This is a genomic window from Tolypothrix sp. VBCCA 56010, from assembly GCF_050875635.1.
In the GTDB taxonomy this organism is placed as follows: Bacteria; Cyanobacteriota; Cyanobacteriia; order Cyanobacteriales; family Nostocaceae; genus Hassallia.
The window spans coordinates 1-22994 of sequence record NZ_JBPAOH010000081.1 but is presented as its reverse complement, the minus strand read 5'-3'; the positions used below and the strand labels follow the sequence as shown (position 1 = coordinate 22994).

The window sequence follows — 22994 nt, the reverse complement described above, 5'->3', positions numbered from 1 at the left end:
TTAATGGCTAATCGCTAATAACAAAACCATCCAAGGTCTATCCTTGGGTGGTTATTTTTATTTGTTAGTTAATTCATGGTTATTAAAAGCTCACGCAAAGCCGCAAAGACGCAAAGGAAAGAAGGAAAATTTATTGCTGAGTAATACCGTTTCTTTGTGAAGCTGCGCCAAATTATCTCTATACCTCCTCTCTTCGCGTTCTTCGCGTCTTCGTGGTTCGTTTTTATTTCTTGCGCGTCAGCGCATCTTCATACAGAATTGGTATAAGGAGAGAAAAAGTGGGATATCCACAATACACACCTTGGATGTTGAAAGGCTACGCTATCTCAACTGTGCATTTAGTCGATGTTGACAAGGTGCGCCACCTGATCCCCTCTGAGTTAAATATTATTTCTGTGTTGCCTGGGAAAACGCTGAGTGTGGTGTATGTATCTCATTACGGTGCGGGTTCGGTGTTGGAATATAGTGAGTTAATTGTCATCCCGGCTTTGGTGAGTTATGAAGGTAAATTTGGCGGTTGGGTTTCGCATATTTATGTAGATAATCTTGATTCTGTGGCTGGTGGTCGAGAAATTTGGGGACTTCCAAAGGAAATGGCTGAGTTTACCTGGGAAGATAATAAGCGTGTAACTGTTCGTCAAGGCAATCAGGTTTTATGTAGTCTTGATTACAAGCAACAAAGCTTAACTTGGCGACAGTGGTTAGGCGGTTCTGCTTTTAGTACGATGGGTAATGATTTGTTGATGTTTGGCGCTGAATTGGAGTCTCGCTTGGGTTTGATTGGTTCTAAGTTACAAGTCCCTGCTGAAAGTCCTTTTGCTGGGATAAATTTAGGTCAGCCTTTTTTAACGGTGAGGTGCGAGAAGATGAGTTTGCAAATTGCGGCACCGCATGTTGTGGGACAAACAAATTTTGACCGAATAACGAATCAGAGAGGGCGCCAAAGACGCCAAGAAATAGGAGTTTGAAAGAGTTTTTGTGTAAGTCCCCAATCCCCAGTCCCTAGTCCCCAGTCCCTAGTAACATGTTTTCGTTAAACGTGCCACTATAGGATATGTAGCGCCAACCAAGTTCAGCAATAGGAAGGCAGGCATAACGTAGTGCAGATAACATTTTTAGGGACGAGTTCCGGTGTACCCACGCGATCGCGCAACGTTTCTAGCGTTGCTCTGAGATTACCACAAAGGGCGGAAATGTGGTTGTTTGATTGTGGTGAAGGTACTCAGCATCAAATTATACGGAGTGAGCTAAAAATCAGCCAACTCTCCCGAATTTTTATCACTCACATGCACGGCGACCATGTTTTTGGTTTAATGGGTCTTCTGGCGACTTGCGGTTTAGCTGGCAATGTAGACCGAATTGATGTTTATGGTCCACCGGGATTAAATGAATATTTGCAAGCTGCCTCGCGCTACTCTCACACTCACTTTTCTTACCCTTTAAAAGTTCACGTTGTCCGTCCGGGGATAATTTACGAAGACGATGAATTTACCGTTAGCTGCGGTCCTTTGCAACACCGCATCACGGCTTTTGGCTACCGCGTCGTCGAAAAAGACCGTTCCGGACGCTTTGATATCGAAAAAGCTAAAGCATTGCAAATTCCTCCCGGTCGAATTTACGGTCAACTCAAGCGTGGTGAAACTGTTACTCTGAACGATGGACGAGTAATTGATGGCACTCAATTGTGCGGACCGACCGAAATCGGACGCAAAATTGCTTATTGTACAGATACAGTTTTTTGTGATGGTGCGGTGGAATTAGCGCAGGATGCAGATGTATTAATTCATGAAGCGACTTTTGCCCATCAAGACGCAGATATGGCTTTTCAACGGTTGCACTCGACAACTACAATGGCAGCGCAAACTGCTTTAGGTGCAGGGGCACATCGGTTAATTATGACTCATTTTAGTCCCCGCTACGCTCCGGGAAATTCCGTAGAATTAAAGGATTTACTTCAACAAGCCCGTGCTATTTTTCCCAAGACAGACATGGCTTATGATTTTTTCACCTATGAAGTACCCAGACGCCGGGAAGTATTAACTAATTAAATTGGGAATTGGTAATTGGGAATGGGTAATTGGGAATTGCGAATTGCGAACAAATAATCAGGATTCTTTCCATTACCCATTACCTATTCCCCAATCTAAAATCAAATCAACCCATTCATCAAGGTTATCATTAACTAGTAAGGGCGGGGTTCCCCCGTCCTTCTTGCCTGTAAAATCTACACCTTCTGCGCCTACAGTAGTGGTAAGAACAGGTAAACCCGCTTCTAACATTTCCAGGGTTTTAAGTTTAATTCCAGCCCCTTTTAATAAAGGAACAATGCCTATCTCAGCTTTCTCAAAAAATGCGGTAGGGTCTTCGACAAATCCCGTTACTATAATATTATCACTTTTCAGTGCCAAAACTTTCTTAGTTGGATTGGAACCGACAATATAAAGTTTAAATTCTGGGTCTTTTTGCTGTAATTTATAAAAGTAATTAACAAATGTGACAATAGCTTGTTCATTTTCTGGTCTGTTCATCGCAGCCCAAAATAGTAAGCTTTTTTTCTCGATTTTTTCGGGATGACGTTTTACTTGATAAATAAAGTTACTAAGTTGAGGAGGTTTGACGATAATTCTTTCTTGAGAGATACTAAATAAAGAAGTCAAAATATCGCGGTCTTTGTTAGATAGAACCCATAATTCATTGGCTGTGGAGTAAAGAGTTTTTTCATAGTGAAAAATTCTTGCTACTTCAATACCTAAAATAAAGTTACTCTCTGCCTTTCTTAAAAAAGACTGAGAGACAACATCATGTATACTGATTACAGTTTTAGTTTGCTTTGAGTTGATTTGCTGTTTGATAAAATCTAGATACACCGCAGCATGAGAATATTCAAAGTGAATTATATCGTATGTATTTTGTTTGAGTAATTCTTGCAGCTTGTTGATAACTGCTGTTTGCCGACGTGAAGAAAACTTAAAAGGTATCTGAAAAGAAGTTAAACAAGCGCGAAGTTTGTTGAGTTGAGAAAGTGGATAAGTGTAAAGGCGATCGCTAAATTTTTCTCTTAAATCTTTTGCAGCAATTATTTCTGCTTGATTAGCGATAACTACTATATCAACTATACCATGTTTTGCATACTCTTCCAAATTTATCAACGCGATTTTTTGCCCAGCTTGCGGGTACTCATTTGTGGGTGCATGAGCGGAAATAAATAAAATTGACATATAATTATTACCACTTACCGTAATCATCCGAAACTGGTTTTTTGATATATTTGTTAAGAAAAATTTTCACTTTTCTTGCAGTTGGTGGTTTAAGAAAATACCTCGCAGGAATAGCAAACACTTCATTGAAAATCCATGTTAGATAAGCTTTATTACGTTGAGAATATAAATTTTCTCCTTTATATTTTGTAGCTTGTTTGCTTATTCTCCAGCATTCTTGAATTAACTTTGCTCTCTCGAAAAAGTTAGCAGCAGAACTCATCCCATTCAGCGAGTAAGCTGCAAGGGGAGTATCAACATAATGAAACTTAAAACCAGAAATAAATAAACGCAAAATAAAATCGTAGTCCGCAGCGATTTTATATTGTAAGTCATATAAACCAACCAAATCATATGCCGACTTTTTTATAAAGCATGATGGATGGTTTAACGTAAACCTGATTGGTAATTTATCTAAATCTCCAGGTGAAAAAGTGGCAATATATTCTCCTTCAAAGTAGTTGTTTATAGGAGAGTAAAGTACATCAATATCTGAATATTTGCTAATTTCTTGCTCAACTATCTTAATTGCCCCATCTTGATACCAATCGTCAGAGTTTATAATACCTATAATGTCTCCGGTTGCAAGGCTAATTCCTTTATTCATTGCATCGTAAGCACCTGCATCAGGCTCAGAAATAAATACATTTATAGAGTTTATATATTTGTTGGTAATTTCACAGGTTCTATCTGTAGAACCACCATCAATGATGATATATTCAAGATAACAGCTTCTCTCTTGAGAAAGAACGCTTAATATTGTTTTTTCAATAGTTTTTTCTGAATTAAAACTTGGTGTGATAACGGATATTTTTAGAGGTATTGACATAAAGTAGTAAGGGCTTCAGCCCTTAAAAGCAAAGATTTGAGAAGATATGAGCGGTAAACCGCTCACTACGTAGTACTATCATCTTCAACTGACATTGCAAGAATACTGACGAAAAGAAAAGGGCTAAGTCCTTGTAATCCGGTATGCAGGAAAAGACAGAAAAATAAATATGGGAAAATAAACTTAAAACTTTCTGGTTTGTAGTATCCGCTAACTACTCTTAAAATAACAAAAAAATAAAGAATACCAAGCGGAAGACCAGTATATGCAATCACCTCTAGAAAAGAGTTATGGATAATAGCACCAATCGGTCTAAAAACAGATTCATAATCAGCCCCATAGCCTTTTAAAGCTAAATCCCAATTATTAGAATAAGATTCAATCAACAATCTATTGGCTTCAAACCTGAGTAAATTAGATTTATCATTAAAAGAAAATAACCGACTGGAATCTGTATTATAGCTAATGCCAATTTCGACATTGTTTAAAAAGTATTCTCCGACAAAAACACCAATTATATTAGATATAATAAATAAGATAACAAAATTTATCCTAGTTGCTATTTTTGTAAATATTTTTTCATAAACAATAATTACAAAGAAAAATATCAGACTGAGAAAGTAATTTCGACTAGCAAAAAGCAATGTAGAGACTAAAGCAACAATAATACCCGGTTTAAAGTGAATTTTAACGCAAAGGAAAAAGAAGAGTAACATAAATAGTCCTGAGATATTTGGATCTCCAACACTTAAAGTTATTCTTTTACTTCCATCAAACTGTACTAATCTATATACAGCCATTTGATAAATCATTGCTGCATTTGTACACCAACACAAGCCTACTAGATAGCTTCTTTTAATTTTAATAGGCGGGGAACCACTAAAGCCTATTGCCATCAGACAAATTGGCAAACTATATCTAAATAAGTGATAGCTGGAAAAATTTAGAAAAGTTTCTATAATTATCAAGCAAACAGCGATAAGATCGATAGTTTGCAGCTTGCTTCGGTAATAAAAAAGTTGCCAAACCAAAACAATTGTTAACAAAGGCAGACCGACTTTTACATGTGGCAATTGTAGTTCATAAGGTATGATATATATTGCGACTATGCTGTAGAGGATGAGTCCATAAAAAAAGTAATTTATTTCTCCTTTTATGATGTTTGCGTTGATATTCACTTTGTTGCCTCTACTATTTAATTGAGGTGTGCAAAAGTATAGCCAAGAATTTCTGCAAATAGTTTGGAGTAACGTTGAGCTTGCAGTTCTAAAGAGAATTCTTGTTCGACTTTTTCACGAGCGCGTTGTTGCAAAGATAAAGAGCGATCGCTATCTGACAGCACCCAGTCGATACCAGCAGCCAAACTTTGCACATCAATTAATTTAGCCAAATAACCGTTGCGCTGATGTTCAATCATATCAGGCATACCGCCAATATCAAAGCCGACGCAGGGAGTACCGCAAGCTAGCGCTTCCATCACAGTATTCGGCAAATTATCTTGAGTTGACGGTGCGACAAAAACATCCGCAGCAGCATAAATTAATGCTAGGGAGACATCATCGTTGAAGTTTCCCAAGTAGTGACACTTAAAGCCAAAGTTGCTTTGCTCGGTTGGTTGAGAAGCACCAAATACAACTAATTCTAATTTGTCTTTTTCTTTGGTTTGACTTAAGCTTTGTAAAGCTGACTTTAGTAAGTGAAACCCTTTTCTTGGCTGAGTAGTTGATGCAGCACCAAAGAGAATTAATTGCTTATCTTGAGGAAGATTCAGCCATTCTCTTGCTAAAGAACGGTTAATTGGTTTGTACCTTTGAATATCAATACCGTTAGGGATGACTTCTACGCGATAGTTTTGTAATAAAGAACTTTTGCGAACACACTCAGCTAACCATTTACTTGGTGTGACAATTGTCAAGTTGAGATGTTTCCATGCTTTAGCTTTGCGTTGCCATACCCACCGCGATAAATCCTGCTCTTTTTGAGAGTGAAGTTGAATACATGCACCGCAAGAATTAAGATAGCGATCGCACTCTAAACTATAATGGCATCCTCCGGTAAAAGCCCACATATCATGAAGAGTCCAAATTAACGGTTTAGCAAATTTTGCCATACTCTCAATTTGAACGTAGCCACAAATCCAATGAATATTAATAATATCTGGAGATATTTGCTTTATTTTAGAATCAATTAAATCAGGAAACCATTGGGGCGAAAACGTAGCATAATTATGTTTAGGATAAAAAGCAAGTGGGAAGTTATCTAAAGTGGGTCGCATTCGATTAATCCACTTTTCTAACTTATTTTGTGAACCAATTACTGTTTTATCATCGCTAGATTTGTACTGAACTAACATCTGGGAATTGACATTCATCAAAATTAGCCCTTTGTGTAGACGAAACGCTGCACGAGCTGCTCCCCCACTGACATCAAAAGTACTAATAATTAAAGGATTCATTGCCTTACGACCTTTATTTATATTGCTCAAAAAACTTTTTGAGAACAGAAAACGTAGCTATCAAATATTCCCATATCTTTATCAAGATAGCTATAAAAATCTACTTTGGTTTTAAATCCAATCGATTTCAAAAAGTCAAAAAGATCAATTCCAAATGTTCTATATGCCAAAATCTGACCGCGAATTTTGTCGCCATGATATTCAGGTGGTAAAATAAGTTTATCTTTTTCACCCGATGTATCTACACGCACAATAGTAGTTTGGTCGAAGTTGCAAGGAATCGTAAAAATATGATAACCACCCAATTTTAAAATTCGATGAACTTCACGAAATCCCTTTTCATGATGTCTGACATGTTCAAATACATCTTCAGTCATGACAACATCAAATGACTCATCTGCAAAGGTTAAATTTTCTAAATCTTGACAAAATACACCTTTAATAATTTCAGTTCCGGGTTTAATGTCTGGAGAAAAGCTAGAACAAGTGTATAAGGGATAGTTATGTAGCACTTGATAAATAGCGTCATTTACATCGGCATTATAAATACTTATTTGCTGTGTTTTAAGAATATCAGCAAGCGTTGATCCACTTTTAATAACTTCTTTAATAAGTACTTTAGCTACGTGTCTTTTGCGTGATGAACTCCGACAAAAAAGACAGTACATATTGTTGCGGGCAGTTTGGGAATCAATACAAACAAAAATTGTGATGTTGCCGCATATATTGCATTTCCCTAACTTATGATATCCGAAATTTTTCAGAGCTTTTTTTGCAGCATCGATTAGTTTCATTGTTTATGTTATGGCTAAATAAAATACATGTTTTACAAATCTGAATATTGAGATGAACGCATTTCCATTTTTGGACGCTTATCGCTGAGTCTTAACTTTACTTTTGCCCAGTAACGTATATGTCTAACGCTAGCTTTAGCACGATCCAGCAAACTTTTTTTCCAAACTAAAATTTCTGGATTGAATGAACTTACAGTTGCAGGCAAGTTTTTTCCTAATCTCCCGTAACCTTCTGGCAAATAATGTGCAGTCAAAGACTTTCTGGAATATTCTGGGTTAATATTTTTGAAAGCGCCATGAATTAAAAAAGGATGCCAGAATAAGACAGAGCCTTTTTCTAATAGCATTGGTTGTAAAGAGTAATTTTGATCTTGAATTAATTTTTGTATCTTTTTGACAAAATCTTCGTGATCGCTGAACTCGGAAACATTCGGATTTCTGGGAATGAAAAGTTTTTTATGACTTTTGGGAATCACAAAAAAAGATCCTGCATCTGCGTGAATTGTCTCAAGTGCAAACCAACACCCTACTAAATTACCTGGTGGATCGGTGTCAAGATAGTAATGATCGTGGTGAGCAACAGTACCAGTAGATTTATCAAAAAACATGGTCTGCCATATAATATGTTTTTGGCGAGATGTCAAGATATTTAACAACTGAGAAACAGAATTAGAAGCTACTATATTTAATGCCGATTGTTGAAAATATTTTTGAAAAGTTAAGTCGATTGGATCGAGAATAGAGTGTTCTATAAAATTTTGTTCGTTAACTACCAACTTTTCTACTCGATTCGTATCTTGAGAGAGAAAATAATAATTTTTAGATTGTTTTAGAATGTCGTAACCTTTAGCGAACAAGTCAATTTGCTCGTTGGATATTACGTTGTTCACAACAACGTATCCATACTCTTCATAATAGTTCTTAATTTCTTTGGTTTGATGTGGTAGAAAAGACACTGACATAATTTATCTCTCAGAAGGCTTCGATATTATCAAGAAAATAAAATGCACCCGAAAAATTACCGCTTCAAAATATCGTCAGTAGTAAAATTTTCAAATCTTGCGATAAAGACCAATATTTTATGTAGTTTTGCTCGCAGTTATCAGTTTTGTCTTTCAGTTGCCACGCTCCTGTGATACCAGGTAAGGCATTCAACAAATTCTTGTTTTCTGGGCTAATTTTAATCGCGTCGTGCAACATTGTTTGCCGTCGTCCCACTAAGCTCATCTCACCTTTGAGTACATTAAATAACTGGGGCAACTTTTCTAATTTATACGGAAGCATTCCAAATTTTCGGGGCAATTGCTTACTGCTATCATTAGGATGTTGCAATTGAAAGTTATAAATTTGAAAAAGTTTGCCTTGTTTGCCGACGCACCATTGTTCGGTAAAGATTGGTTTTTTTAAGTAGATACTTTTCAGTGCGATCGCTCCGAAAACAGGACTGAGTATAATCAACAATACAAAGGCAATAATCCAATCGAGCGATCGCTTCACCAACCAACGAATCGGGTGACGATATTCTGGTAGTTCCCGGTTTCGCGGTATCCACAAAAATATCTTTTTGTCAAAACGTTTGCAAAGCTTTGCCCATGTTTTCAGCTTGCACTCACCAAAAACTGGATCTATCCGAACCAAACCTGCGCTACAATATTGCAACCACTCAGCTAAAAACTGTTCGTTTCGAGAAGACAGCAGATGAATTTCTTCAGCTATATTTGCTTGCCTAACTAACAGTTGCCCAAGTCGCAGTTTGATTTTGTAACTCGGATAAATTTGTCCTGAATGCTTAGAAGCATATTCTTCGGTACTAGTAAGTTGGCAATCCCAATTGACCGATTCTAAAAGTTTTTCCTTCACAGTGTGTATAGTTAAGTACCATGTATTAAAAAACGTTTGACTGGTGGACATTAGCTATTATTTGGTGAGCTTAGATACACAATGAAAATAGCCGTGCGATAGTTGTTTTTGATGGTATATCACTCAATAAGAGTGACAAAAATGCCTGCTTTTAGGTGAAAGCAAAGATATCAGCGCACACATTCAAAAAATTCGGGCAAATGAGTGGACAAATTTATATCTTGCACAAGCGCGATTAAAATCGCGGCTATCCAGACAAAACCTTGATTTTTCTCTCAGTTAAAAAATAATAAGTTTATATATACGAATAAGTCAACTGTTGTTCCGTAAATTTTCGCTCTTCTTTACAATATCTTTAATTTTGTCAGATAATTCAGATGGTTCTTCTAGTTATTTGACTGAGAATTTGTGTATAAAAATAATTCAATAAAGTTGTAATTACTACTTGTAATTATTAAGTGAATTTTTTCTTAGTTATTGATGTGTCTGCTAAGAGGTGTTAATAATTCAGTAGCGATCGCCTAACCTAACAATATCTGGTTGTCAATATACGTATTGAATTTTATACTTTATTATTTATATAAAATATAGATTGCGACATATTACAAATAACTAAATATTTATTTGCGAAAATCTTCAATTTATATGTATAAAAAATCATATTACAAGTCACAGATAATTAACTAGCAATCAGACCTAGATATATACTCAAGCATATTGATATTCAATGAAAATTGAAAATAATTTTGGTAAAAGTAGCAAATAACATGACGGTATGATTTATTACTAAAACCAATTATATTTTTGATAAATGTAAGATAATGGCTATATTTTAGGGTTGGATGTACTGGTAATTTGTGTTAAACTTTTTAGCTCAAGTGAAAACTGAAAATTTCCTTCTTTTTTCGCAAATGCTTAAATATAGATTTAACTTTTCTGTTTGCAGTAAAAATGATACAACTGAATAAGCAGTTTTTCCGCTTGTCAATTGTTAAGTTGCTTAAGGAGAAGATAACTAAGCCTTAATTATACGCGCTCTTATATCAGAGCAAGAAACTTAGCTTTATAATTATAATTTTACCCAGAAAAATTTTGCATATTCGCTGTAGAAATAATTTGTTTGTAGACGTATAATCGCGTTTACATAGACAGGGGTTTCTAGGATGATTAAAACTGATGTAACGTTTGTAACTGTTTCTTACAACTCTGGCAAAAGTTTGCGGGGTGCAATTGAATCTTGCTTAACAGCAGTTGAGAGGTACTATCCCGACACAGGCAAGGTTGTAGTTTACGATAACGCTTCTAAGGATAGCTGTCCGCAAATTATCGATGATTTTGCCAAAAGATATCCAAAGACGTTTATAGGTATTAAAGGTGAGCAAAACTTGGGGTTTGGTAAAGCTAACAATAAAGCAGTAGCAGCTTCACCAAGCAAAATGTACGTTTTAGTTAATCCTGACGTGACATTTAAACCTGAAGTAATTACTCAATTATCGGCAACTTTGAACTCAGCAAAAGATATTGCGATCGCTTGTCCAAAACTAGTGTACCTTGATAGGTCAGTTCAACCCTCAATTCGCAGATTTCCCACTTTTACCTACTTCTTACTCAAGTATTTATTGGGCACAAATCTGCAAAGTTTATTGTATCCCTTTGATTACTACTATGCTCAAATGCCTGCACCTGAGAAAGTTGTAGAAATCAACTGGGCAATAGGAGCATTTATGGCGGTATCGGGAGAATATGTAGCGCGGTATAATTTGTTTGATGAACGGTTTTTCTTATATTTTGAAGATGTGAGTTTGTGTGTAGATGCATGGCAAAATGGGTATAGAGTTTTATTTGAACCTCAAGCTACTGCACTACATTTGTACCAGCGGGAAAGCACTAATTCAAAGTTGAACTACTTAACTTTGCTGCACATGATTTCAGCACTTAAGTTTTTTGCCAAATACAGACCATATAAGAAACGCTGGCAAATAGTTATCTGGCTGCTCAAGTTAAATTCAAAATTCCAATCAACACTGCGATTACAAACATCAGCAATAGCTCAAAGCTTAGGAAATAACTTTGTTTCTGTCAAACGACTAAGTTAACAACTACTATCATTTTGCCTGCTGAATAGTTGATAATCACAACTCAGACATATTTATGCAAATGCATCTACCAACTTTCATCCGCAGACTGTTATTAACTACAAAATTTTGGCAGGAAAACTCTTTAATTTTACGTGCGTTCCAACCTTATGCGAAAACTGCAATCATAGCTGTAATATTCACTTTATTGGGAGCGGTTCTAGAAGCTGGGGGAATTGGTTTGATTGCATCTTTGCTGCAAGGATTAACAAATCCCAACCAGCCACCTTTACATACAGGAATTGACTTTTTGGATGTTTGGTTATTAGGAACAAATGCGGCTGCATCTGAGCGCATATATCGCATATCTGGATTGATTTTAGTCACGGTTTGGTTACGCGCTGTCTTCAGCTATTTCGGACGTTATTTTGCCAAAGTGTGTGAAGTTTATTTAATAGATAGTCTTCGCAAACGGCTGTTTGAGCAATTTCAAAGACTTAGTTTGAGTTACTATACGCAAAGCCGTTCTGGAGAACTAATTAATACGTTTTCTAATGAAGTGACTTATATTAGTTATGCTTTTAATGAAATAATTAATTTTGTCACTAAAGCCTGCGTTATTCTCGCATATGCGATCGCCATGTTTGTCATCTCTTGGCAACTGACGCTGTTCACAGTACTTTTATTCAGCTTGCTTGCCGCAGTCGCATCAAATTTAGTTCGACGAGTTCGAGAAACCAGCTTTGAAATGACATCCGCAGGTGGAGAATTGACTTCAAAAGCAATAGAATTTATCGGGGGAGTTCGCACTGTCCAAGCTTTTTGGACTCAAGATTTTGAAAACAAACGTTTTCATAAAGTAGCTGAACGCTTCGCAAAAGCTTGGCTGAAAGCTTCCGCAATTAGTGGAATAGTTCAACCATTTGTTGAGGCAGTTGCGACGACAATTTTAATTGCGATGATTTTGCTGGCAGTCTCGACTCTTGTATCTAATGGCAGCTTGCATGTAATTTCATTATTAGCTTTTTTGTTCGCGCTGTTCCGCTTGCTGCCAATTATTGCTCACATGAATAGTTCTTGGGGGATAATTGCGATGCATTACGGATCGGTGAAAAATGTCCACGAGATGTTGCGGACTGATGACAAGATTTATTTGAGAGATGGAGAAGCGAAATTTTCTACTTTAAAAGAGGCGATCGCCTTCGTTGATGTAGACTTTGGCTATGACGACAAATTAGTATTACAAAATATTACGCTGACAATCGAACGCGGTCAGATGGTGGCATTGGTGGGTGCTTCTGGTTCAGGTAAGACAACTATGGCAGACTTGCTGGTGCGCTTTTACGATCCTACCGCTGGTAAGATTTTGATTGATAAAGTTGACTTGCGGCAATATCAACTAGCTTCACTGCGTTCTCAACTTGCGGTGGTCAGTCAAGATACTTTTATTTTTAACACCTCTGTTCGCGATAACATTGCTTATGGGTTAGAAAATGTGGACGACGCAGCAATTGAAGAAGCAGCAAGACTTGCCAATGCTTTGGAATTTATTTTAGACATGCCTCAAGGATTTGCGACTCAATTAGGCGATCGCGGAGTGCGTTTATCTGGTGGTCAACGTCAGCGAATTGCGATCGCAAGAGCGCTACTACGTAACCCAGAAATTTTGATTCTTGATGAAGCAACCAGCGCTCTTGACTCAGTTTCCGAACGCTTAGTTCAGCAGTCTTTAGAAAAATTAGCAGTTGGACGAACAGTGATTGCGATCGCTCATCGACTATCCACCATTTTTCGCGCAGATAAAATCATCGTACTTGAGCAAGGTCGCATTGTCGAACAAGGAGGATATCAAGAATTAATAACTAAAGGTGGCAAGTTCTGGCAATATCACCAGATGCAGCATGAATTAGGTCAAGTCAACTCTAATTAAAAACATTCGCTCTATATCCTCTGCTGTGATTATTATGATTACATGATAATTCATTGCAATTAATTCATTATTTTCTTGGCATAATAATTTATAAGTCAAGTCTCAAAAACACTTCGTAATGCAAACTGACTTATGGATACTGCTGTTGCTCTGATAATTTTTAACCGCGCAGATACCACCAAAAAAGTGTTAGAGGCACTGCGACAAGTTAAACCAGCCAAACTGCTAGTAATTGCCGATGCTCCTCGCCATAATTATCCTGACGATATAGAAAAGTGTGCTGCAACCCGTAAAATTATTGAACAAGTTGATTGGAATTGTCAAGTACTTAATAACTATTCTGAAAAAAATTTAGGTAATAAACTGCGGATATCAACTGGTTTAAATTGGGTATTCGAGCAAGTAGAACAAGCAATTATTCTCGAAGATGATTGTTTACCTCACCCAAGCTTTTTTCCTTTTTGTGAAGAGTTACTATATAAATATCAAGATGACCAAAGAATTATGACCATCAGCGGAAACAATTTCCAATTTGGTCGCAGACGTACAGAATATAGCTATTATTTTTCTCGTTATACTTTAATTTGGGGTTGGGCAACTTGGCGACGAGCATGGCAACATTATGATGTACAAATGAAGCAATGGGCTTCAATTAGAGATGGTAATTGGCTGCAAGATATACTTGATGATTCCCAAGCAGTTAAATACTGGTCTAGACTTTTTCAAGGTTGTTATGAAGAAAATATTAATACATGGGATTTTCCCTGGACTCTGACATCTTGGATTCAAAATGGGTTAACTATTCTGCCGAATGTTAACTTGGTTTCTAACATTGGATTTGGCTCAGAAGCTTTCAATACAAAAGATGCTTACAGTCCTTTTGCTAATCATCCAAGCCAAGCAATGGAATTTCCCTTAAAACACCCACCATTTATAGTTCGCGACGCACAAGCTGACCAATTTACACAGCGAACTCAGTTTGATATCGGTTTTATCTCCAAAGTAAGAAGCAAGACCAAAAAAATTTTAAATAATTTTATTGTTTAGATATGTAGTATCCTTTATAAGGACGCAGGTTGAAAAGCCACAGAGTTTTCAGCCTACATCTTTATAATTTTCGGTTTAAGAAAGTTTTTGGCTGATAGATAGCCCATGCTCCAAAACGAACCGGATAATTCTACAAATTTGGCTGATGTCTTCAAATGTTATTGCAGTTCCAGTAGGCAGAGTCAAAATTCGCTGAACTAAACAATTAGTGTAAGGAAGTTGCTCTTGTGATAAGGGAAACACCGAGCGGTAAGGTTCCATTTGGTGGCAGCCTGGGTAGAAGTATCGTCTTGCCAGAATGTTTTCAGCGTGTAATATCTGCATTAGGCGATCGCGACTAATTTGAGTAATCTTCTCGTCAATCTCCAAGACTATGTATTGGTAGTTGCCCTTCTCGCTTTCATTGAATGGAAAAAAACGAACTCCGGGGATATCTTCTAATTCTTGTTGGTATAGTTTGTAATTACGGTGGTTGATAGTAATGAATTCGTCTAGGCTTTCCAACCCGGTTAAGCCCATTGCTGCACAGACTTCGTTCATTTTGCCGTTGGTGCCTATACACATGGCATTGTCGTAGCCTGCTGCCAAGCCAAAGTTCACCATCAGGCGAATCGAGTTAGCTAACTCGTCATCATTGGTGACGACGGCTCCCCCCTCAAAGGTATTGAGAAACTTGGTAGCATGAAAGCTGAGAACTTCTGCCTGACCAAAATTGCCGATCGCCCGTCCTTGGTATGAACAGTAAAAAGCGTGTGCAGCGTCAAAGATAAGTTTGAGATTGTGACGGTGGGCGATCGCGCTTAGGGCTTCGACATTGCAGGGCTGTCCCCAAACGTGGACACCAAGAATTGCGCTGGTGTCTGTTGTAATCAGCTTCTCGACCATTTGAGGATCGATTGTATGGGTATGGGGGTCAATATCGCAAAAGACAGGGGTAAGTCCTAGCCATTGCAAAGCATGTGCCGTGGCAATGAAGGTGAACGATGGCACTATCACTTCGCCTGTAAGGTTAGCAGCTTTAGCCGCAATTTGTAGAGCAACTGTGCCATTGCAAGTGGCAATGCAGTGCTTAACACCAAGAATCTGGGCTATGTGAGATTCAAACTCTTGGACATATTTCCCACCATTAGATAACCACTTTCTGTCCAAAATATCGTTGATGCGATTTAGCAGGTGCAAGCGATCGCCGATATTAGGGCGACCTACATGGATTTTATCCCCAAAAGTAGGAGTGCCTCCGAAAATAGCAAGTTTCTGATTGAATCTAACAGAAGTTTTTTTTACCGAAGCTTCTACCAATTGTTCTATCCTGTATTACTGATTTCATGAAATTATCTCTTTTCTAGACTGTCTGTACTCAACATCTTTTGTTCAATTTATTCAATGTCCAATTTCTAATTTTTGATGATATCTTGACACCCTATTCCAAAACTATCGTCTCGTTAAGATTAGCTTGCCCTTATCCTTTTTCTATTACCTGCCTCATCTTCGGAATATATTTGTATTCTTCTAAAGCTTGTATAACTTTATTTATACTTTCTCTAATATTTAAGTACTGAGTATCGCAAATAATTTCTGGATTTAATGGTTCTTCATACGGGCTATCAATACCTGTGAAATTTTCAATTTTTCCTGCTCTAGCCAATGCATATAACCCTTTGACATCTCGTTGTTCACAGGTTTGTAAAGATGCTTTAACATACACTTCAACAAAGTTCTGTGACATGTATCGAACTTCTTTGCGGACATCTCTATAAGGACTAATCGCCGCCACAATGGCAATAATTTGATTGCGGCTTAATATGCTGGCAACAAATCCAATGCGACGAACGTTTATGTCTCGGTCTTGTTTGCTAAACCCTAACTCTTGTGAAAGGTGTGTTCGGACTACATCTCCATCTAAAACTTCTACCAGACAACTTCTTGCCTTTAATTCCAATGCCACGCCTTTTGAGATTGTGGTTTTGCCAGCACCAGAGAGTCCTGTAAACCATAACGTAAATCCTGAATAGTTCATGATGGAATATTAATTATTGCACATCAAGTGTTAGAAATAGAAGGTGACTGTAGCTCAAAAGATAGCGCAAATTCCACCGCGTACATAGCTAGATGATATTACATGAAAAGGTCAAATTTCACAAGAGTGGAAATTTAAAATTTTCCGAGCGGCGTTTTTTATACTACAATTCGCCCGACCTATAAATCCAAAAGGCTTGTCTTTAATCGCGTTTACATGGTAATTATCGTTTATCACAGAATTTTTACTGCTTGAACCTTTAAGTTTTATGTATGAGCCTAGCTGAAATTTCTGCCATTTTGGCAAGAGATGTCATATTGTAATTGTTAAAATTAGCATGAATATATAGGACTAATATTTGAGTTTTGAAATACACGTAGCTCTGCCGTAATGCACCGAGACATCACAGACGGTGCGCGATTGACGAATGTCCTAAGCTGTTGCGCTTACAATTTGCAATGCTTAAAATTTGGAACTAAAGCTTCAAACTTTCTCAAGAACTCTCCCTCTCCCACGCCAGGTGCTACAACGGGGGGAAAATACGCAACGCACTGGCTCCCCCTCCCCCTCTGGAGCCTCAACGAGAAAATTAAAAGCATCACAGCTTAACACAACGGCAACAAAGCGGGAGGAACATCCACACCGCTTTTTGCCTCCCCTACCCATACTTAGAGCAGGTTTCTTAAAGTAAAAATTAACACTCTCGTTAATTTACAGACAACATATTTTTTTTCCTGGAATCATAAATGCGTGTTGTCGCGTCATCAATTTAGTAAAATTAATATTCCAAAAGTTTTCTTGCTCAACATCTGTCGAGATTAAAGGACTTTAATAGTGGCTAATACTAGTCTGAATCAGGGGCAATTAATTACTACTTCCCCACAAAGCGCGGTTGACATCAGACAACTATCGGCAATTTTGTTTCGCCGACGCTTTCTCATCCTTGGTGTTTCTGGCTTAGTTATGTGCGTTGCCATTTTTCTGGCAACAATTGCCAAACCAAAATACCAAAGCTCTATGCAATTATTGGTAAGTTCCAATTTGTATGAAGGCTTACAATCTAGAAATATCCAAGGAAATACAGATAGCCAATTTACCGACCCAAATTTTCAAGTTGTTGATTATACAGCTCAGTTAAGGCTAATGCTGAGTACTAAGTTAATCCAAAAAGCTGTAGATTTACTGCGTCCGGAATATCCAGATATTCAAGTAGAAGATATTTTAGGTAAGAAAGGTAAACAAGCTAAACCAGGTTCTTTAGTTGTGGCTCAACTAGAAGGAGGGACAGGAGTTAATAAAGTTCCCAGTCAAGTATTTGAAATCACCTTCAAAGACGAAGATCCAATTAAAGCCGAAAAAGTACTGCAAGCATTAAAAAAGGTTTATCAAGATTACAATATAGAGCAACAAAAGCAACGTCTGAATAAAGGACTTTCTTTTGTTAACGATCGCCTGCCAACAATTAAACAAGAGGTGATTAAATCTGAGAATAATTTAGAACAGTTTCGGCGGAAAAATAACTTACTCGATCCGGAAGCACAAGGTAAAATTATCCTCGATTCTCTAGCCGATACGCAAAAGCAACTCCAAAGCACTCGCGCACAGCTTCAAGATGTCCGCGCTCGCTACAATAACTTGCAGCGAAAAATGGCTGCCTCACCGCAAAATGCGCTTATTTCTTCTCGTTTGAGTCAGTCAACTCGCTATCAAACGCTGTTAAACGAGATTCAAAAAACCGAATTAGCTTTAGCTCAAGAACGATTGCGCTATACAGACACCTCGCCGGCGATCGCCAAATTGACGCAGCAACGCTCCGATCAACTATCATTATTACGACAAGAAATTGGGCGATCGCTCGGAGACAAAGCACCCAAAACCCCCGAAAATGGAAAATCACTTCTCACGCAAGGGCAGATGGGAGAAGTTGACCTCAAGTTAGTGGAAGAATTAATACAGGTACAAACAGCTTCTCTGGGATTAGTTGCCAATGAACAAAGTTTAGCTAAGTCAGAACAGCAACTTCGCTCAGAGTTAGCCAAATATCCCACCTTAATCGCAGAATACAATCGGCTGTTGCCAGAAGTAGAAACTAATCGCAAAACATTAGAACAACTTCTGCAAGCGCAACAGTCTTTAGGAATGCAAATTGCTCAGGGAGGATTTGATTGGCAAGTCTTGGAAGAACCCCAACCGGGAATTTATATCGGTAGCGGTAGAACATTGCGTTTAGCTGGGGGAGCGGTAATCGGACCGATTTTAGGGATTGCGATCGCCCTGATTTGGGAAATGTCTAAAGATGCAATTTATTCTTCACAAGAGTTACAAAATTTAACAAATCTGCGGTTACTTGGCAGAGTCCCGAAATTATCTTTACCGCTCAGGAAAAAGCGGCTTTCAACGCTGTTTTTTCATGAAAAGGGCAGCTTAACTCCCAGGTATCGTGACAAACAACTTAGTGTCTACACTCGGTTGCCCTTTCACGAAAGCCTGGATATGATCTACCAAAACATTCAAATATCAAATCCCTACGCTTTCAAGTCACTGATGGTGACTTCAGCACTACCTTTTGAAGGTAAGACAACTATAGCGCAGGGGCTAGCGGTGAGTGCGGCAAGAATGCATCGGCGAGTTTTGCTGATTGATGCCAACATGCGCGAACCTCACCTGCACAACATTTTGGAGCTTTCTAACGACTGGGGACTATCTCTGCTATTAGTCGATGAGACAAATACCCCCCCCGATTACATCCAGCCAATTCACCCAATGATCGATGTTTTGACCGCAGGACCGACACCAGAAGATACAGTGAAATTACTGAGTACTCGGCGGATGAAAGAACTAATCCAAATCTTTGAGCAAACCTATGATTTAGTGTTGATAGATGCCCCAGCAATTTTAGGCACAGTTGATGCCAGGATTTTAGCAACCTACTGTCATCAGATTGTATTGGTAGGAAAAATCGGTCAAGTGACTAGAACTGAATTGATTCAAGCTACAGAGATTTTAGGCGAGTTGAATGTAGTTGGCATCATCGCTAATGAAGCGAATACAGCAAAAGCTTAACGAAAATATCTGAAATATTCAGATCGGATTATCGTTACAAAGCTGCTGCCTTGTAATGCAATTCTAGGAGGGTTCCAAAAAATCAGACACGCAAAGGATGCGCCTTGTTTTAAAGATCCCTCTACCGCAACGATATCCTCCGTCGTAGCCGTGTGCCTCTTTGCTGCAAAGAAGGCGCATCCTTTGCGTGTCCAGTTTTAGTGTAGGGGCTGCTTCTTTGTTTGGACAGGAGGCAGCAGCCCTCCCAGAGTGCGTTCCCAGCCTTTAGGCTGGAAGTGGCACGAGTGGCATTACTCATTTAAATCCCAATACGCTTGGTGTTAAGGGTAGTTCTGTGCTGAGAACCCCGGTTTCTTCGAGAAACCGGCTTTGTGGGTTTGTGCTTAACACCAAGCGTATTGATTTAAATCCACTATTATCTTAAAGGCGATCGCTAATTCTAAACCAAGTACTACCATTTAAGAAACTTGATAGTCCAAGGTAGTTCATCTATATTTAGTGAGGTGGCGATGCAATCTCCGGGAAACTACTGTAAAGCAGAACTGTAAACGTATATAAGTATGAATTAATGAATTGCATGAAGTTACAACTGTTCGATGGCTCTTTATTTTCCCAGATGAAAGTCCGTTATTGGTGGATAGGCATTCTTTTTTGGATTGTTTTGGTTGCGCCAGCTCAAGCATCTGTAATATTGCGCGTAGCAATTGAAAGAGGCGTTAATCAGGTAAAAGTCGGCAGTTCCACAACTGCGATCGTTAAAGATGGTTCTGGTCGCACTTTAGGACAATTACCGTCTATGAGTTCCTATTATGCCCAAGCGATTCCTGGGGGAGTTGCTTTGGATAGATGGCGATCTGGTTTATTTTGGATTGAGCCAACAGGTAAGGGATTCGTTTATATTGGCGATCGCTGGTTTCGAGGCAGAACTCTGGTTGTCCCCACAGACAAAGGTTTAACCGCTGTTAACTGGGTTGATATCGAAGAATATCTCTACAGCGTCATCGGTGGCGAAATGGATGCCAGATGGCCCCAAGAAGCGCTACAAGCACAGGCGATCGCCGCTCGTACCTATGCCCTCTACGAACGCGAAAAACAACGCAGCAATCCCATTTACGATGTCGGCGATACCCCCGACCGCTGGCAAATTTACAAAGGCGTAATTAGTGAATCTGCTGGCACTTATAAAGCAGTAGATGCCACAGCAGGACTTGTACTAACTTATAGAAATCAAATTATTCTTTCAGTTTTTCACGCTTGTTCTGGCGGACACACCGAAAACGTTGAAGATGTTTGGGGAAACACCCTGCCTTACCTGCGGGCAGTTCAAGACTTCGACCAAAATATTAGCGAATGCAATTGGGTGAAAACCTTCTCAAGCGCCCAACTTGGCGCCATGATTCCTGGTGTGGGCAATGTCAAAGATATGCTTCCACAAGCGTTTTCCCCTTTCCGCAGCGTTAAAACCTTGAAAATTGTCGGTGACAAAGGTACTAAAGTATTACAAGGCGAACAAGTGCGTACGGCACTAAAGCTGAAAAGTACTCGCTTTAACGTCAGCAAACAAACAGATGGTAGCTTTGTCCTTCAAGGACTCGGCTACGGTCATGGTTTAGGTATGAGTCAATGGGGAGCGTATAATTTAGCTCAAAGAGGAGTCAACCACCTACAAATTTTGGGGCATTATTACCAAGGTGTAGCCCTTACCCCAATTCGAGTAAAGTAGTCAAAAAGAGTGGAGGAGTGGAGAAGTGGGGGAGTGGGGGAGTGGAGAAGTGGGGGAGCTAAGTGAATAATTACTCTTATCCCCCCTCTCCCCCTCCCCCTTCCTCCCCCTCCTCTTATTCACCACTCCCCCCGCTCAAGACGCCGTTGCCATTCAGCGTCCTCTTGTTCTAATAAGTCAGTTTCTGTGGTGTATGCTAAATCTTCATGTCCAATAACTTTTTCAGCCGCAAACTGATGAGCGTAATCGATTTTATTTTGCAAAGATGCATCTTTCTCGCTTGCGAATAGTCTGGCACGCTCAAGGCGATCGCGGTTACGTGCGACAATTTTACTATTGCGCCATTGAATCCAAAAATAACGCACTAGCGGTATCCCCAAGAAACCGATTCCGTAAGCCAACAGCAACCAGTAAATTCCTTGGACAAAAGCGACAAGTCCACCCAACTGGGCAGCTACAACACCACCTCGCAACAAACTTCCCAACACCAAAGCACCAACCAAATTTACTGCACCCAACCCAGCACTGAGCAGAATTTGTCCGGAACTTGCCGCACTAAACCGCCAAGGAAATTCCTCCAGGTACACCGACGCTGACTGACGACGTTTTTTAGCACTCACCTGTAACTCTGGGAAGTAATAGACAATCTCTCCTTGGGGACTTACCGCCGGTTGCCCATTAAAGCGAGTCAGAACAGGCAACATATAGTCTTCGTATTCTTGTTGATATTTCTCACCGATATTATCTAGATAGGGAGAAATTTGTTCAGCTATCACTGCACCACGGTTGTTGCGAATTACACTTGTAATTTCTCGCCAGCGGCGTTCTTCTAATTTGGTGTTAGGATTGCCATCACCAAACAAAAATGAAAAGACAGCTTCAAAGAAATTCAGATCGCTTTTCGCTCGCCGCCGTTCTTGGTAGTGAGTGCGATAATCTGGGCTAAAATACCAGAATAAATCGGGAAAGTAGAAAAAGCCCCAACCGCCGCTATGATTGCTAGAATTACCTCCACCGCCGTTTCCGTCGCGATCTGAGTTGAGCGCAGTAATAATGATGATAATGGCGATCGTCATCAAGGCGATCGAAGCAATTAATAAAATTCCAAAGGAAATGCGAATTAGGTAAAATAGAATCGACCAGACCTTTTTCCCCCATTCTTGCAATCGCAGCTGCAAATATTTATTCCGTAAAATTACTCGAAAGTTTTTGGCAAACAGGTAAACAATATCACCTGTTTCCGTTACTTGCAAATGTGCGCCAGCATCAGTTGCAAGAGCTAATAAGCCCTGATTCGCCTCCGCAACATTCAATCCTGCCTGAGTTGCCACATCACCAACGGTGACACGATAGCCCAATTGTTCCACAGCCTGCATAATGGCTCTGTTTCCTTGCATTTCCCGCTCTACAGCCTGTTCACATAACCCGCTACCTGTCTACATGCTATCCCTTAGCTACCTGCAACTTCCTAGACTTTACAAAACTTAACAAAGAAAGTTGCCAAACAGGTTGACATGGCATGTTTACATGTTATGTATACTCCAGATGGTAGTATTTCAAAGGGGCTAACACTGCATTAATGAGTATATCTACTTATGGAGCAAAGGGCTAATGAAACTTGTGTGTAATATACTACCTGAAAATGGAGGTGCTGAGGCAAACTTGATAGAGTTTTTAGAAACTACCTCTAAGGGTAACATCCTCAAGCGGGTAAAACAAGCACTAGTTCAGCCTCGGTTATGTGTCATAGCGCTAGCTTGTGATGTAGATGAGCTAGAGGAGAAACAGCCTGCTAGTACACCGCGACAGAAGTATTCCGACAGTTTAAAATGTTCTCAGGCAATATAGAGTAGAATGAGGAAATAATTAGGGTGCGTGGTCCAAAACCAACTCCAATTCAATTGAGCGATCGCCAACACAAAGTACTTGAAAAAATAGTACGTC

Annotated in this window: 18 protein-coding genes; 8 read left to right on the top strand and 10 right to left on the bottom strand. The window is 39.0% G+C overall.

From position 1 onward, the window contains the following. The first annotated feature begins 278 nt into the window (after positions 1-278). Positions 279-968, top strand: coding sequence for an acetoacetate decarboxylase family protein (locus AABK37_RS24375; protein WP_432554104.1), 690 nt, complete (start codon positions 279-281; stop codon positions 966-968). 132 nt (positions 969-1100) lie between these two features. Then, positions 1101-2048 (top strand): ribonuclease Z, encoded by a 948-nt coding sequence (locus tag AABK37_RS24370; RefSeq protein ID WP_432554103.1) that lies wholly within the window; start codon positions 1101-1103, stop codon positions 2046-2048. 72 nt (positions 2049-2120) lie between these two features. Here AABK37_RS24370 and AABK37_RS24365 read toward each other — a convergent pair whose 3' ends face one another. From AABK37_RS24365 to hepC, 7 genes are all read right to left on the bottom strand, one after another. Next, positions 2121-3218 (bottom strand): glycosyltransferase family 4 protein, encoded by a 1098-nt coding sequence (locus tag AABK37_RS24365; protein ID WP_432554102.1) that lies wholly within the window; start codon positions 3216-3218, stop codon positions 2121-2123. A 7-nt stretch (positions 3219-3225) separates the two neighbouring features. Continuing rightward, the gene (locus tag AABK37_RS24360; protein WP_432554101.1) at positions 3226-4086 is read right to left on the bottom strand and encodes a glycosyltransferase family 2 protein; all 861 of its coding nucleotides are present in this window, start codon (positions 4084-4086) and stop codon (positions 3226-3228) included. 65 nt (positions 4087-4151) lie between these two features. Beyond that, positions 4152-5264 (bottom strand): hypothetical protein, encoded by a 1113-nt coding sequence (locus AABK37_RS24355; protein WP_432554100.1) that lies wholly within the window; start codon positions 5262-5264, stop codon positions 4152-4154. Positions 5265-5281: 17 nt separating this feature from the next. Then, positions 5282-6541 (bottom strand): glycosyltransferase family 4 protein, encoded by a 1260-nt coding sequence (locus tag AABK37_RS24350; RefSeq protein ID WP_432554115.1) that lies wholly within the window; start codon positions 6539-6541, stop codon positions 5282-5284. Between the two features lie 26 nt (positions 6542-6567). After that, positions 6568-7335 (bottom strand): class I SAM-dependent methyltransferase, encoded by a 768-nt coding sequence (locus AABK37_RS24345; protein WP_432554099.1) that lies wholly within the window; start codon positions 7333-7335, stop codon positions 6568-6570. 32 nt (positions 7336-7367) lie between these two features. Then, positions 7368-8291, bottom strand: coding sequence for a phytanoyl-CoA dioxygenase family protein (locus AABK37_RS24340; protein WP_432554098.1), 924 nt, complete (start codon positions 8289-8291; stop codon positions 7368-7370). 70 nt (positions 8292-8361) lie between these two features. Beyond that, positions 8362-9246, bottom strand: a complete 885-nt coding sequence (hepC, locus tag AABK37_RS24335; protein ID WP_432554097.1) for a heterocyst development glycosyltransferase HepC — start codon at positions 9244-9246, stop codon at positions 8362-8364. Between the two features lie 1112 nt (positions 9247-10358). Between hepC and AABK37_RS24330 the strand changes: the two genes are divergently transcribed. The 3 genes from AABK37_RS24330 (at position 10359) to AABK37_RS24320 (ending at position 14247) form a co-directional block, all read left to right on the top strand. Next, positions 10359-11291 (top strand): glycosyltransferase, encoded by a 933-nt coding sequence (locus tag AABK37_RS24330; protein WP_432554096.1) that lies wholly within the window; start codon positions 10359-10361, stop codon positions 11289-11291. 55 nt (positions 11292-11346) lie between these two features. Further along, a complete protein-coding gene (gene hepA / locus AABK37_RS24325; RefSeq protein ID WP_432554095.1) occupies positions 11347-13200 on the top strand; it encodes a heterocyst formation ABC transporter subunit HepA in 1854 nt (617 codons plus the stop codon). Positions 13201-13332: 132 nt separating this feature from the next. Next, entirely contained in the window at positions 13333-14247 is a 915-nt protein-coding gene (locus AABK37_RS24320) for a glycosyltransferase family 2 protein (protein ID WP_432554094.1), read from the top strand. A gap of 75 nt (positions 14248-14322) precedes the next feature. Here AABK37_RS24320 and AABK37_RS24315 read toward each other — a convergent pair whose 3' ends face one another. Both AABK37_RS24315 and cysC read right to left on the bottom strand, forming a co-directional pair. Next, complete coding sequence (locus tag AABK37_RS24315) at positions 14323-15546, bottom strand: DegT/DnrJ/EryC1/StrS family aminotransferase (RefSeq protein WP_432554093.1); 1224 nt, start codon at positions 15544-15546, stop codon at positions 14323-14325. A 160-nt stretch (positions 15547-15706) separates the two neighbouring features. Beyond that, positions 15707-16264, bottom strand: a complete 558-nt coding sequence (gene cysC / locus AABK37_RS24310) for an adenylyl-sulfate kinase (RefSeq protein ID WP_432554092.1) — start codon at positions 16262-16264, stop codon at positions 15707-15709. Between the two features lie 834 nt (positions 16265-17098). Between cysC and AABK37_RS24305 the strand changes: the two genes are divergently transcribed. After that, complete coding sequence (locus tag AABK37_RS24305; RefSeq protein ID WP_432554091.1) at positions 17099-19327, top strand: GumC family protein; 2229 nt, start codon at positions 17099-17101, stop codon at positions 19325-19327. Between the two features lie 577 nt (positions 19328-19904). Then, the gene (locus AABK37_RS24300) at positions 19905-21050 is read left to right on the top strand and encodes a SpoIID/LytB domain-containing protein (RefSeq protein ID WP_432554090.1); all 1146 of its coding nucleotides are present in this window, start codon (positions 19905-19907) and stop codon (positions 21048-21050) included. Between the two features lie 119 nt (positions 21051-21169). Here the strand turns inward: AABK37_RS24300 and AABK37_RS24295 are convergent, their stop codons facing one another. Next, positions 21170-22447: a hypothetical protein gene (locus AABK37_RS24295; protein WP_432554089.1), complete on the bottom strand. Its 1278-nt coding sequence runs from the start codon at positions 22445-22447 to the stop codon at positions 21170-21172. 214 nt (positions 22448-22661) lie between these two features. Between AABK37_RS24295 and AABK37_RS24290 the strand changes: the two genes are divergently transcribed. Then, positions 22662-22898 carry a hypothetical protein gene (locus AABK37_RS24290; protein ID WP_432554088.1) on the top strand — a complete coding sequence of 79 codons (237 nt, stop codon included), beginning with the start codon at positions 22662-22664 and terminating at the stop codon, positions 22896-22898. The last annotated feature ends 96 nt before the right edge of the window (positions 22899-22994 follow it).

Excerpts from the sequence above, each read along its gene's own strand:
- AABK37_RS24350 (WP_432554115.1), bottom strand. The coding sequence starts at position 6,541 with ATGAATCCTTTAATTATTAGTACTTTTGATGTCAGTGGGGGAGCAGCT.
- AABK37_RS24290 (WP_432554088.1), top strand. The coding sequence starts at position 22,662 with ATGAAACTTGTGTGTAATATACTACCTGAAAATGGAGGTGCTGAGGCA.
- AABK37_RS24365 (WP_432554102.1), bottom strand. The coding sequence starts at position 3,218 with ATGTCAATTTTATTTATTTCCGCTCATGCACCCACAAATGAGTACCCG.
- AABK37_RS24320 (WP_432554094.1), top strand. The coding sequence starts at position 13,333 with ATGGATACTGCTGTTGCTCTGATAATTTTTAACCGCGCAGATACCACC.
- AABK37_RS24330 (WP_432554096.1), top strand. The coding sequence starts at position 10,359 with ATGATTAAAACTGATGTAACGTTTGTAACTGTTTCTTACAACTCTGGC.
- hepA (WP_432554095.1), top strand. The coding sequence starts at position 11,347 with ATGCAAATGCATCTACCAACTTTCATCCGCAGACTGTTATTAACTACA.
- AABK37_RS24360 (WP_432554101.1), bottom strand. The coding sequence starts at position 4,086 with ATGTCAATACCTCTAAAAATATCCGTTATCACACCAAGTTTTAATTCA.
- cysC (WP_432554092.1), bottom strand. The coding sequence starts at position 16,264 with ATGAACTATTCAGGATTTACGTTATGGTTTACAGGACTCTCTGGTGCT.
- AABK37_RS24345 (WP_432554099.1), bottom strand. The coding sequence starts at position 7,335 with ATGAAACTAATCGATGCTGCAAAAAAAGCTCTGAAAAATTTCGGATAT.
- AABK37_RS24295 (WP_432554089.1), bottom strand. The coding sequence starts at position 22,447 with ATGCAAGGAAACAGAGCCATTATGCAGGCTGTGGAACAATTGGGCTAT.
- AABK37_RS24300 (WP_432554090.1), top strand. The coding sequence starts at position 19,905 with ATGAAGTTACAACTGTTCGATGGCTCTTTATTTTCCCAGATGAAAGTC.
- hepC (WP_432554097.1), bottom strand. The coding sequence starts at position 9,246 with ATGTCCACCAGTCAAACGTTTTTTAATACATGGTACTTAACTATACAC.